Origin of the sequence: Bacillus sp. RO1 (assembly GCF_012524115.1) — a bacterium.
GTDB lineage: Bacteria > Bacillota > Bacilli > Bacillales > Bacillaceae_I > Sutcliffiella_A.
Genome location: NZ_JAAZWB010000061.1, coordinates 1 through 12,866 on the forward strand (window position 1 = coordinate 1; position 12,866 = coordinate 12,866).

Here is a 12,866-nt window from a genome sequence, read left to right on the forward strand (position 1 = left end):
AGGGGCGGTGCTTGAGCCTCCTCGCTCCGCTGCGGGGTCTCAAGCTACCGCTATCTCCCTCAGGAGTCTTCGCCTTTTGCTCCAATCAACAGCTGGTGCAACCCAAAAAATAAATGTATCTTTTAAATGAAAAAAGACCCGAACTAATATAAGATTTTAAATTAGTTCGGGTTTTATTTAGACTAAAACACTTTTGTCCCAGCCTCTTTTATACCTATTAGTGTGCCGGAAAAAAGATCATTTGGATTAAGAAGATAACTGCAAATACGTAAATGAGTGGATGAACATCCTTCCATTTTCCATTGACAGCTTTCATGATCGGATACGTAATAAAACCTACAGCAATTCCTGTAGCGATGCTTGAAGTCAATGGCATCGTCAATATGATGGCGAAAGCAGGGAACGCTTCATCAAAATTTCTCCATTGTATTTTTGCCAGCCCTTCCATCATGAAGCATCCGACAATAATTAATATCGGTGCAGTGATTGCCGGTAAACTTGAAATAGCTGAAATTGCCGGGGAAAAGAACATGGATAATAGAAACAATCCAGCTACCACAACAGAAGTCAAACCTGTTCTACCGCCTGCAGCAACACCTGCAGAAGATTCGATATAAGCGCATGACGGACTAGTTCCAAGAGCCGCACCAGCTGTGGTTGCTATAGCATCAGAAAGTGTTGCAGGCTTCGTTCTTGCCAATTTGCCATCCTTCATAAAGCCAGCCTGTTCTGAAACACCCACAAGCGTACCGGTAGAATCAAAAATTGTAACCAGAATGAATGCAAATACAACCGTATATAAACCATTTGTAATCACACCACTGAGTGCATCTCCAATATGGATGAATTGAGGTGCAGGAGGCATATCCACAATGCCAGTAAAGGAAAGCATATTAAAGAAATAGCCTGCAATTGCCGTCAAAACCATTCCATAAAATAGGGCTCCAGATACCCTCTTAGCCATAAGGATGAGAGTGATGAACAGCCCACCGATAGACAGCGCCGTAACGGGACTTGTGAGATCTCCAAGTGTAATCATCGTTGCTTCACTCGGTACGACAATACCTGCCATTTTCAAACCAAGAAACGCAATGAATAAGCCTATTCCCGCTGTAATTCCATATTTCAAAGGAGCCGGAATTGCTTCAATGAGCGCCTTTCTTAAATTAGTTAAACTCAAAACAATGATAACAAGCCCTGCTAAAAACACAGTTCCCAACACTGCTTGATAAGTAAGCCCCTGCGTAGCTACAACACTTGTGAAATATGCATTAAGGCCCATCCCTGGAGCAACCGCAATTGGATATTTTGCAAACAATCCCATTGTTAATGTCCCGATCACAGCAGCGATAATCGTTGCCATAAACACCTGATCAAACGGAATTCCTGCGGCTGAAAGAATAGCAGGGTTGACAAAAATTATATAAACCATAGTAAGGAAGGTTGTAATTCCCGCTAAAACCTCTTGTTTAATTGATGTATTAAACTTTTTTAAACTAAAATAGTTTTCCAACTTAAAAATCCCCCAAAAACGAATATATTATTGAAACCTTACTAATAATATTCGTTTTCTATTGATAATTCAAGAGAAAATCAAAAATTTTTGTCCAACAAATAATTATTTTACCGAATCATAAATAACTTTACAAATTCACTTCTTATTATTCTACTTTTCTAAGCAAATACTCTCCAATTGTTTTCACCATTAAAAATTTGGGTATATTCAGAAATAAGTAACCATACTAAACTAACTCATTTGTCACTCATTTACAAAGTTTCCACTATTTTTTCTGATATATCTAAATTTTCTAAAAATTACACTTCACAAACGAGACAAAATATCAGATAATAGGAAAAAGGATGAAGCATCTTACAATCACATCCTTTTCATGATTCACCCGTAACTACGCATTCCAAAATTCCGCACAGGGGGTAGAAATTATGAATAAGCATTTTTCTTTTCAACCAGAACAATCTGTTTCCAATTTCAAAAGCTTTGATATGACCAGAGAGGAGAAAGTCGCTCAAATCATTGTCGACTCTTCTGTCTTTCAATTTCATAAAAATAGGCTGATGAACGAAATAGATCGAGCACTAGGTGCAGGTAACCGTCAAAAATTCAAAACCTTATCCAACGAATATAATGCCTTATTAAATCAATTCTCACATTTACAGTAAAAGCTCGCAAAAAAAGAAGCGGAAAGTCATTCCGCTTCTTCTTGCTTTTCGGGGAGCTTTTTCTCTTCTGTTTTCGCTTCTGTATGACAGCATGAACACTTTTTCTTTGTCTCCTTTTCCTGCTTGTACAAGTAAGCGAGCACCCCAATAATCATAAACGAAAAGACCCCTGATGTTGAATCCTGAAAAAACAACTCCTCTGCATACTTTTCCAACAACGTTAACCAAATCTGTAGCACAATATCCATTACACGATCCCCTTTCAGACGGAATCTAACAGACACCAAATCCCAGTAGCTCAAAGGTGAAAGGAGTGCAACCGGAGGCAATGGAGACGGCAATTAAAATTATGTGAATATTCTGTGTTTATAATTATTATAAACCTTATGTAAGTTTTTTCCTATCCTACTAGCTTCTTATTTTTATAGGACTTCCCTCGTACGCCAATGACCAAACAAACGTTTCCCTTCTCTCTCTAGGTATCAAGGAATCCCTCTTCATACCTATAGTTTCACCCCACAAGAATCTCTTGGACAAGGGGAAAAAAGTCGGTTACACTAACTTAAAAAGCTTGAATATATAAAGGGGCTATATAAATGGAACATCTAATTAATTCACATGTCCGAAATATTGAGATTTCGGGCATCCGGAAGTTTTTCAACCTTGTAGCAAAATATGATGATGTACTCTCTCTTACTATCGGGCAACCCGACTTTCCTACTCCCACACATGTAAAAGGAGCTGGGAAAGCTGCCATCGAACTAAATAAAACCGTCTACACACCGAACGCTGGCCTTCCTGAACTCAGGAAGGCTGCAGCTGACTTTATTAACAAGAAATATAACATGGAGTATGACCCTGACACTGAGGTGATTGTTTCCATCGGTGCAAGCCAAGGAATAGATATTGCTTTTCGTACGATATTAGAACCCGGTACAGAGGTTATCCTTCCTGGACCAGTTTATCCGGGCTACGAGCCACTTATCAAATTATGCGGTGCAACCCCTGTACATATCGACACCAGAGAAACGGATTTTCAATTAACAGCAGAGCTAATAGAAAAGAATTTAACAAAAAAAACACGTTGTATTATTCTCCCTTATCCATCAAACCCGACAGGAGCAACCATATCCCAAGCGGAATTGCAGAAAATTGCAGCTCTATTGCAAGAAAAGGATATCTTTATTTTGTCCGATGAAATATATAGTGAACTTGTTTTTGAAGGCAACCATCACTCCATTGCCACTATACCCGGCATGAGAGAAAAAACCATCGTCATTAATGGAGTATCGAAATCCCACTCCATGACAGGTTGGAGAATTGGGCTCGTTTTTGGTCCTGAATATGTAATGAAACAGATGTTAAAAGTACATCAATACAATGTTTCATGCGCAAGCTCCATTTCACAATACGCTGCACTGGAAGCATTGACAGCAGGGATTAATGATGCAGAGGATATGAAAGTACAGTATCAAGAAAGAATGAACTATGTTTATAATCGCCTATTGAATATGGGGCTTGAAGTTGTGAAGCCTGCTGGCGCGTTTTACCTTTTCCCCTCTATTCAAAAATATAATATGAAGTCATTTGACTTTGCGTTGAAACTTGTAGAAGAAGCTGGAGTTGCTCTTGTACCAGGCAGTGCATTTTCCGAACTAGGAGAAGGATATGTAAGACTTTCTTATGCGTATGACATGCCAACGCTTGAAAAAGCCATGGACCGTATAGAACGTTTTTTGAATGACTTATAAGAAACAAATGGAAAAGGAACGACTCTCCTCACCAAAGTCGTTCCTTTTTTCTTTCTATTTCCTCAACTCTTTCACAAATCTTTTCAATTCATCCTTACTTGTGTTAGTCAACCACTCTTCCAATCTTTTATTTTCTTCTTGTATAACCCACCCCATCACTTCTTGGACCTCTTTTATATATCCGTCAAACTGTTCCTCTTCGATCTGGAGATTTTTTATCAGAATTCCCCAATCAACCCTCACATCATAGATGCCCTGCTCTGGATGTTCTCGCGCCAATTCTGAAACTTTTTCTAAAGAACCACCTAAAAACAGTTCTAATGCAATCCATTCACTGATGTATTCATGGCGATAGCCTTGCTTCATCACCGATTGAAACTGTAATCTTGCCTCTTCATACTTTCCCTGTTTTAATAGGGCCACGGCGCGATTTCCCTCTATATACTCGTTTAGAATATCTCCCTTAATATTCCCAAACCTCTTATACCACTCCTCATAGGATGGCCAATCCTCTTTTTCGAAGTAGTATTGGAGAATATCAAGGAATAAAGTTTCATTAGGTGATCTTCGTGCTAATTCCTCTAGGTAAGGCATTGCAAGCTCCTTTGAAGATTCGTTTATCACTACCGCCTCAACCCCGATGATCTTGCTAATCATCAGCAAACTATGCAAATCATCTGGATTATTCTCATAATTTTGCTTATACATTCCCAATGCTTCTTCCGGCTTATTTTTCAACAACACTTTATCAGCTTTGGTCAATTCTCTATTCTTCAAATAAAATGTCGGTAGGTTTCCAAATGTGTCTTGTCCTAACCGATAACCTTGGCTTTGGGTAATCAAATCTCCTTTTTCATTATGCGCCTGAACATTCCAAAAGAAACGTCCCCTAGGATCGGCAAAACCAAGCACAGATGAGTAATCAATCTCTTTCCAATCACTTTCTTCCATAAACTGAATGCCACCTTGCGAGAAATAAAGGTCTTCTACTGGCACAGTTAGCTGTGTCGTTTTAATTCCGCTCTTTAAATCATGTGAAACGGAACCACCTTCCACCTCCCTGCCGACACTGATGCTGTAGTATGCGGCTCCATCGACTGGTTCCCATGAAAACTCGATCCTATCTTCTTTCATTTCTTTAGAATTTACAGGATTATATATTTCTATTAATGGATGAATCATGGAGTCATGTGCCACAACATTCTCATTCTCCACTTCAATCCAAGGATTTGCTGGCATGGAAACAGAATATCCATCTATTTGATCAAAGGTAAACCCAAAATGCAGCTGATAACTACCTGGTGGGACCTTTTGAAAAATGTATTCTCCGTTTTTATTTGTAACTGCATGGTATTGTTCTTCTGAACCAATGCTATAATTCAAATTGTTTTTATCACGAAGGAATACCCCCACACCTTGAATTGGTGTTTCTCCATTAGATTTGTATATTTTTCCCCGTACAGAATGGAAAGAATGTTGACCGTTTTGTATCCTGTCCATTATCTCTAATAGTTGCTTCTCTTCTGAATAAACTTCTTCATCCCGATTATCCCTTTCCTTTTTCACCCGCCTGATATCTTTCAAAGTCTTTTCCACAAGCGCAATTACTTTCTCATGCTCACCTTGACTCATGAGAATATCTGCATGGGACTTAACTGCCATTGTTTTTGAGTAGGTGTCGTCTTCAGAAACAATTGCGTTGAATTCTTTTATATACGTTAAGGCCACCTCATATTGCTCGTTCTGAACTGCCAAGTCGATTTGTTTTGTTGCTAAATCCGACCTGAAATACGTTTTTATTCCCCTGTCTATGGCAGTTTGAAGAACTTCATTGCCTTTTTGCCATTCTCCTAGCTGATTGTAATATTCTGCCAGTTCCTTCGCCGCTGACTCCATGTATCCGTCAGTAGGTCCTTTTTCAACGTATTCTATTAAATAAGGTAGACGTTCTTCCAATGAAAATTTCACTTTTGCTTGATTTTGGCCTGACCAATATGTCGAGGTAGACCCAACATATACATCATATTGAAGGGTGTAGGCGTCTCCTATTAAAAACTCCCTGATAAGAGCGAACCTCTGCTCTTTAATAATGTTTCCATTTTCAAGCAGGTCTTTTAATCTCTCTTTTCCCGATTGCTCCCCGTTTGCCATTTGTTGTTTGACCGTGTATATGCTGTACTGAGGTTGTATTAAATAGAAGAATATTGGCAGAAATAAAATAAATCCAGCTACAGCCAACACTATGTGTTTAATTTTCACTTTTACTTTCATGTTCCTTCACCACTCTTTCATAGTCATCCTTCCAATAGGTGTATCCTGCAATCCGGATTATTTCACGATCTGCCTGTGTAGTGATGACCACGTTATCCCTATCAACCCTAAGCGAAATGGTTGAAAGGATTAACATTGTGGCCACAACGACTGGAAGAATGGGTAATTCAATCTCCTTGTTCCAGAAGGATGAAAGTTTTTCTGTGAAACTTTTTGGATGAGTTTTCTGTAATACTTTTTCACACCCAGTAAAATGGAGGTCCTTTAATTCATTGTCTAGTCTTTCTCTAACCGCTTGTTTTTCTTTGTGTTGCACTTCCATCCTCCCCTTTCTCCATCATTTCTTTTAAACGAGAACGTCCTCGTTTCAACCTTGTCTTCACTGTACTTTCTGCAATAGCTAACATCATTGCAATTTCGCTTATTTTCATCTCATTGAAATAATAAAGAATGATCACTTCTCTGTACTTATAATCCAACTTTTGTATCAACTGACTTAACGATTGATTTTGAAAATCTAGTAATAGCAGTGCCTCGGGACCTTTTGCTTGATCGTCTTCCGTAATCCGTTCAGCAAATTCAAAGTTTAGGAGGATGCGCTTAAAGCTCCACTTACGCATGTGCATTTTGCTTCGGTTGACAGTAATGGAGGTGAGCCAGCTTTTCAGTTTTTCATCCTCATCTAATTGATGAATCTTTTCAAAGGCGGTGATAAAAGTGTCCTGCACAACTTCTTCAGCAAGATGATTATCTTTTACCAGTAAGTAGGCAGTTCTTAATAGATAGTCTCCATAAAGAGTCATCAATTCTTTTAATGCTGATTCTTCTTTATTTATCAAACGTTTCACTAGGTGCAAATCATGCTCACCCCCCTTTTCTTTTAAGGTCTATACTTAAGATGCAAGGTCTTTAGAAATAGTTTCAACTTTTTGCAAAAAATGTTTTTTTGGTAGATATTTATTACCGTAGCATAAAGATGGGAAGTCTGTGGGGATTTTTATAAAGATATATTCCTATTAAACACGGCTGTTGAATTCCGCAAATGGCTTCGCTTTCCTAGTTTTTTAGTTAATATGATATTATAAAAAAAGACCCTTCCCGGAAGAGGGAGGGTCTCAATTTAATTGTTTGTTAGACTATTGCAATGCCGCTTCAACATTTATGACACCGTAGCCATAATTGAAGGACGAGCCCAAGTTGGTTGCTGTATTACGCAATCTTTCACGAACTTCAACATTTGTCAGACTTGGATTTTGCGCTAATAATAGTGCCGCTGCGCCTGCGACGTGAGGAGATGCCATAGAAGTACCATTTAATTCTCCATATTTATTTCCTGGTAACGTACTGTTGATGGAAACTCCAGGTGCCATTACTTCCAGCTGGCTTCCCACGCTTGAGAAGGAAGCACGGTTATTATTGGAATCCACCGCACCTACTGCGATAACGGAATCGTATTTAGCGGGGTAACCTATTGTATTAACTAATCCCAGGAATGAACCACTGTTTCCTGCTGCTGCTACCACTACAATGCCACTATTATAAGCATTGTCACTCGCCTGCTTTAATGTTGTGGACCCTGTGCTTCCTCCAAGACTCATATTAATGACGTCCATGTCGTTGTCAATTGCCCATTCAATACCTTGTGCAATTCCTGCAAGCGTTCCACTTCCATCTGCACCTAAGACTTTTACTGCATATAGATTGACATCATAAGAAACACCAAGTACCCCAACATTATTATTTAAAGCTGCAATGGTACCGGCTACATGTGTTCCATGACCATTCCCGTCTGTTAGAGCGTCTGGCTCTCCAGAAACGAAGCTTTCGCCTCCTGCAACACGAAGGTCTTCGTGACTTGCATCGATCCCTGTATCAAGTACAGCTACTTTCACACCAGATCCTGTTACATTTTGGGCATGCGCCACATCCGCTTTAATATGAGGAACTCCATAAGGAACCGTTTGTGCCGTTGCATGCATCTCTACATTTTCTTCCACATACTGTACATTAGGATTTTTCTCAACCGCAGCTGCAGCTGCTTCCGGAAGGGTAATATGTAAAACATTCATGTGCTTAAATTGGTGCTCGACCGTTCCACCAAGAGTGGAAACCAATGTGTCAGCCTTCGCGATGGCTGAGCTTGAATTCAAACCGATCAAGTATTCCTTCATTACCGGTTTTCCCTTTGCACTTGCATCTGATGGAGTAAAGGAGAAGGATAGCACCATCACAACAACTAATAACATGGTAAGCATTTTTTTAAAAGATCTGTTCATATTTTTCACACTCCTCTAATTAATCTAAATAAAAAAATTTATTTAGTTAACTATGATACTAGCATAATAATCTAGTGATTGTTATTGGGAAAACAAACCTACTTTTCCTGTATAATTCATAGATTCCATAAGGAATTTTCCCAATGGTTTATCATGGAAAACATTACAAAACCAAGTTGTTATTGCAAATATATTCTTATTCTATAATAAAGATTGAGTTCAGAATTTCTTTAACAAAAGGCTTTGTTAAACACCGTTGTTGATTTTCGCATTAGGCTTCGCTTTCCTAGGGGCGTTTGGGGAGCCTCCTCGGAAAAGCGCCTGCGGGGTCTCCCCTAAACGCATCTCCCTAAGGAGTCTTCGCCTATTGCTCCAAGCAACAGCTAGGTTGCTGCAAAAATCAACAGTATGCTTTTATAGAGTCTAACAAAAAAACACCGGCCTTGCTCCTAGATAGAGCGAGGCTCGGTGCTTAACATTTAGGGGGATAAACTAATTATTGTAATGCACTTTCCACATTGATGACTCCTTTTCCATAGAAGAAAGGATCACCAAGGTTAGTAGCAGTATTTTTTAAACGCTCACGAATTTGAACATTAGTCATGCTTGGAAATTTCGCTTTAATTAACGCTGCAGCACCAGCAACATGTGGAGATGCCATGGACGTACCATTGTAAGATGCGTAGTTGTTACCTGGAGTCGTGCTCAGTATACTTACCCCCGGAGCCATCACTTCCAGCTCATTTCCTACGCTGGAGAAAGATGCACGGTTATTATTAGAATCCACTGCACCTACCGCGATGACAGAACTATATCTAGCAGGATAACCCATTGTATTCTGTTTTCCTCTAGAACCAGAGTTTCCAGCAGCCGCAATCACAACAATACCACTTGCATATGCATTGTCACAAGCTTGTTGTAAAGCACTAGAGCCAGTACTTCCACCAAGACTCATATTGATTACATCCATTCCATTTGCGATGGACCATTCGATACCTTGTGCAATTCCACTTAACGTCCCACTACCAGAAGCATTTAGAACTTTAACAGCATATAAATCTGCATTATATGCTACTCCAAGAACACCTGTTGTATTATTTAAGGCAGCTACTGTTCCTGCTACGTGAGTTCCATGTCCATTCCCATCTTGCAAGGCATTTGGTTCACCAGAAACAAAGCTTGCTCCACCTTTGACATTAAGGTCAGCATGATTTGCATCAATTCCTGTATCAAGGATTGCGACTTTGACACCGCTTCCTGTCACACCTGAAGCGTGTGCTTTGTCTGCTTTAATATGAGGGATTCCCCATGGCGTTGTTTGTGCTGTTGCAAACATCTGTACATTTTCTTCTACAAATGCAATGTTAGGGTTTTTCTTAAGGGCCTCTGCAGCTTTTTCAAATAAAGTGACCTCTACGACTTCCATGTACTGGAATGTATGCTGAATCTCACCGCCAGCTGCCGTAATCAATTTTTTGGAAGACTGAGCATTTGCTTTATTTCCTTTAGCAAACCCCACTAAGTACTCTTTCTTGGCATTAGTGTTCAGACCATATGACTCCGCTTGAGCAGTTCCGAACGCTAACGAGAAAGCCAAAATAGCAATAAGTATGACCGAAAAACCTTTCATCCACTTCTTCAATACCTTCACCCCTTAGATATTTTTTAATAATTCTTACTATTAAGAACTATTAACGAAAGTTTACCACCTGTTACGTCAAATTCATATTGGGAAAATGGAGTGAATTTTACGATATCATTAACTAGAAAGACCTTTAATTTTCCCAATAAAAAAATTTGGTATATTTACCTCTAATACCCAATAATATAAAATGGATTGTCAAAAAGAGAAGCCAGGCAAAATTGTCTTCTCTTTGTTTACCTGTTTATTCTAATGTTTATCTGCCATAAACTAAGATGAAGTTCTCAATTAAAGAACACATTGTAATATCTGGTAAATGCTACTGCAAAATCTCCTCGAGTCACTTCTTGCTTCCCATTAAAAGTAGCCTCAATTTTAGGTTCCAGGTCATATCTCCCCTGTGTTACAGAGAAATTAGCATTCAATATATTGAGATCCAAAGCCAATTGTACATACCCTTTTAAATTCTCAGGAATATCACCCTGATCCTTTAACACTACTTGTTCATCCTTATATGTTACTTTAATGTCACCGGAATGGGCTATCGCCTCTTTTTCTAAACCTAAGCTTTGGACAAGGGAGTATGCCAATTCAGCTTTAGTTAGTGTACTTGTAGGCATGAACTTTCCTTCTTGCTTTGGTAACATTACTGCGTTATTCTTTTGCGCTTTATCTCTAAGAGCTGCTCCTTTTGCCATTACCGCTTCTGCAAAAGCGAGATCTGAATTTGAAATATCTGTAAAGCTCGGGACGTTTGGTAAAGACTGCCTAATTTCCGCTCCCATCACTAAGTATTTCGCAAAATCTAGTCTAGTAAGTTTCACATCAGGTTTAAAATAGCCATTTTTGTTCCCATCGAATAGTCTTTCATTCACTCCCTGCTTGATAGCTTCTTCTGCAGGGTGGCCGCTTATATCATTTAAGCCTGTAAAGCCTTCTATTTTTGTAAAGGTTAAAGTTCCTTCTACCGTTTCAGGTAAAGCTATTCCAATTGGATTCAACTCAGCCCCCCTAAGTCCTCTGATTTCCGCTTTCCATATACCTGACTGTGGTGAATCTACCAATACTACTCGGTCAGAATACAAAGGAAATAACAGACTTACACCTGAACTGTATTCTGTCCCATCCGGAGCAGTCAAGACGAGGTTAACAGGATTTCCCGTAGCCTCCATCACACCTTTACCGTCTACACGTGCAAGAAGGCTAGTCAAACCATTATCTACTGAAAATTCGTAAGTGCCCCCTGTAAGCGCAGAATAATCTATCACGAAGTCCTCCCTTGTTGTGGAGGTGTCCACTTTGGAGTGGAAAGTCTGGTTCATATTCAGTGTTGATCCATAAAGCTTATCTTTGTGAAGTGCGGCATCCACTGCGGCAAAGGCGTTCACATACCCTGCCCCTACTTCCCACGCTTCATATCCAGGCATATTGGTAGCCGTGAGTTGAAGGACTTCTTTCACTTCATCTGGCGATAAGGTTGTATCAGCCTCCAACATCAATGCTACAATTCCTGCCACATGCGGTGTTGCCATAGACGTTCCGCTCATCGTCGTATAATATGGGAGGTGTTGAGGTTCAATTAACTCCGCATCTTTTTCTGCCGCCAATGCCGAAAGCGGGGCCAGTACCCTTGTTGACACGATATCCACACCTGGAGCAGTAATGGTTGGCCTATCTTCCCATGTCCATTCCTCACCGTCCATGCTGAAAGTCCCTCCAACCCCTTTTGTTCCACGGGAGGAGAAATCAGCCAACGTGCCATCCTTCACTCCAGCCGCCACCGAAATTACCCAAGGTGCTTTGGCATAAGGATTATGAGTGTTTTCAGCCGGTCCTTCATTGCCTGCAGCAAACAAAACGACGATACCTCGATCGTGTGCTTTTTTACTCGCTATATTTATTGGGTGGTTGGGATCAAACTCACCACTGGAACCCCAAGAGTTTGTAATCACTCTAATTCCATATTCTTGTTGGTGTGTGATGGCATAGTCAAAGCCACCAATTCCGTCAAGAATAAATAACGCTCCACCTGAACCGTATCCTATCAGGTCTGCACCAGGTGCGGCACCCTCATATTTTCCTCCTGACATCGCCCCTGTTCCTCCAACAGTACCTGCAACGTGTGTGCCATGCCCAGAATTTGTGTCTGTATTTGGAACGTTTTCTGTATAAGTGATCGGTAGGATTCCTGTTATCCCCTGAAGATTTGTGGACCCAAGTACATTTTGAACTAGATTTCGTCCAAACTCATGATCTTTATGCGTCCCATCTACTCCACTGTCATTCACTACTACTCCAATCCCTTCACCTGAGAAAGGCATCCCTCCGTTAGCCTTGGTCATTTCCTTATCCGTTCTGACTTTGTTCACACCTGTTAGATCCGTTGATTCCGCGTTATAGTAAGTTACTTTCTCATTAAGATAAATGGACCTTACTTCCTGAGATTGCGCCAACGATCGGACCTGTTCTTTTGTAGCTAAAGCCCCGGCAATAGGTAATTCGTTCATCGTCACTGCTTTTTCAATTCCAACCTCATTCAACAACTCGATTTGAGTCGATGTTGGTTTCTGTTCTCCATGGAAAGTAATGATAACCTGCGCAGTACTTGCCGCCTCATCAAAAGCGGACCATACTTTCTCATCTACTACGGAGGATAAGGTCAATTCTCCTTGGGCATTTACACTAGATAATGAACTTAACATTAACAATAACGTACACACAACAGCAAACCACTTTTTCATTACTTCC

At 40.1% G+C, this 12,866-nt stretch carries 10 protein-coding genes; 2 read left to right on the forward strand and 8 right to left on the reverse strand.

Translation table 11 applies throughout. From position 1 onward, the window contains the following. Nucleotides 1-217 precede the first annotated feature (217 nt). Nucleotides 218-1,513 (reverse strand): NCS2 family permease, encoded by a 1,296-nt coding sequence (locus HC179_RS07930; protein ID WP_168863839.1) that lies wholly within the window; start codon nt 1,511-1,513, stop codon nt 218-220. Nucleotides 1,514-1,941: 428 nt separating this feature from the next. Between HC179_RS07930 and HC179_RS07935 the strand changes: the two genes are divergently transcribed. Then, nucleotides 1,942-2,178, forward strand: coding sequence for an IDEAL domain-containing protein (locus tag HC179_RS07935; RefSeq protein WP_168863840.1), 237 nt, complete (start codon nt 1,942-1,944; stop codon nt 2,176-2,178). A gap of 26 nt (nt 2,179-2,204) precedes the next feature. Here the strand turns inward: HC179_RS07935 and HC179_RS07940 are convergent, their stop codons facing one another. After that, nucleotides 2,205-2,426: a hypothetical protein gene (locus HC179_RS07940; protein ID WP_060666815.1), complete on the reverse strand. Its 222-nt coding sequence runs from the start codon at nt 2,424-2,426 to the stop codon at nt 2,205-2,207. A gap of 348 nt (nt 2,427-2,774) precedes the next feature. Between HC179_RS07940 and HC179_RS07945 the strand changes: the two genes are divergently transcribed. After that, nucleotides 2,775-3,929 carry an aminotransferase A gene (locus HC179_RS07945; RefSeq protein ID WP_168863841.1) on the forward strand — a complete coding sequence of 385 codons (1,155 nt, stop codon included), beginning with the start codon at nt 2,775-2,777 and terminating at the stop codon, nt 3,927-3,929. 54 nt (nt 3,930-3,983) lie between these two features. Here the strand turns inward: HC179_RS07945 and HC179_RS07950 are convergent, their stop codons facing one another. From HC179_RS07950 to HC179_RS07975, 6 genes are all read right to left on the reverse strand, one after another. Further along, nucleotides 3,984-6,200: a hypothetical protein gene (locus HC179_RS07950; RefSeq protein WP_168863842.1), complete on the reverse strand. Its 2,217-nt coding sequence runs from the start codon at nt 6,198-6,200 to the stop codon at nt 3,984-3,986. Beyond that, nucleotides 6,178-6,516 carry a hypothetical protein gene (locus HC179_RS07955; protein WP_168863843.1) on the reverse strand — a complete coding sequence of 113 codons (339 nt, stop codon included), beginning with the start codon at nt 6,514-6,516 and terminating at the stop codon, nt 6,178-6,180. Before HC179_RS07955 ends, HC179_RS07950 begins: the two co-directional genes overlap by 23 nt. Next, a complete protein-coding gene (locus HC179_RS07960; protein WP_346775131.1) occupies nt 6,488-7,048 on the reverse strand; it encodes an RNA polymerase sigma factor in 561 nt (186 codons plus the stop codon). Before HC179_RS07960 ends, HC179_RS07955 begins: the two co-directional genes overlap by 29 nt. Before the next feature lie 288 nt (nt 7,049-7,336). Further along, a complete protein-coding gene (locus tag HC179_RS07965; RefSeq protein ID WP_168863845.1) occupies nt 7,337-8,476 on the reverse strand; it encodes a S8 family peptidase in 1,140 nt (379 codons plus the stop codon). A gap of 496 nt (nt 8,477-8,972) precedes the next feature. Next, a complete protein-coding gene (locus HC179_RS07970) occupies nt 8,973-10,127 on the reverse strand; it encodes a S8 family peptidase (RefSeq protein WP_481747960.1) in 1,155 nt (384 codons plus the stop codon). Between the two features lie 275 nt (nt 10,128-10,402). Next, a complete protein-coding gene (locus HC179_RS07975; protein WP_168863846.1) occupies nt 10,403-12,859 on the reverse strand; it encodes a S8 family peptidase in 2,457 nt (818 codons plus the stop codon). Nucleotides 12,860-12,866: the final 7 nt, after the last annotated feature.

What these genes read in the sequence shown, in the direction of transcription:
- HC179_RS07935 (WP_168863840.1), top strand. Translation starts at nt 1,942, where the DNA reads ATGAATAAGCATTTTTCTTTTCAACCAGAACAATCTGTTTCCAATTTC.
- HC179_RS07940 (WP_060666815.1), bottom strand. Translation starts at nt 2,426, where the DNA reads ATGGATATTGTGCTACAGATTTGGTTAACGTTGTTGGAAAAGTATGCA.
- HC179_RS07945 (WP_168863841.1), top strand. Translation starts at nt 2,775, where the DNA reads ATGGAACATCTAATTAATTCACATGTCCGAAATATTGAGATTTCGGGC.
- HC179_RS07950 (WP_168863842.1), bottom strand. Translation starts at nt 6,200, where the DNA reads ATGAAAGTAAAAGTGAAAATTAAACACATAGTGTTGGCTGTAGCTGGA.
- HC179_RS07965 (WP_168863845.1), bottom strand. Translation starts at nt 8,476, where the DNA reads ATGAACAGATCTTTTAAAAAAATGCTTACCATGTTATTAGTTGTTGTG.
- HC179_RS07975 (WP_168863846.1), bottom strand. Translation starts at nt 12,859, where the DNA reads ATGAAAAAGTGGTTTGCTGTTGTGTGTACGTTATTGTTAATGTTAAGT.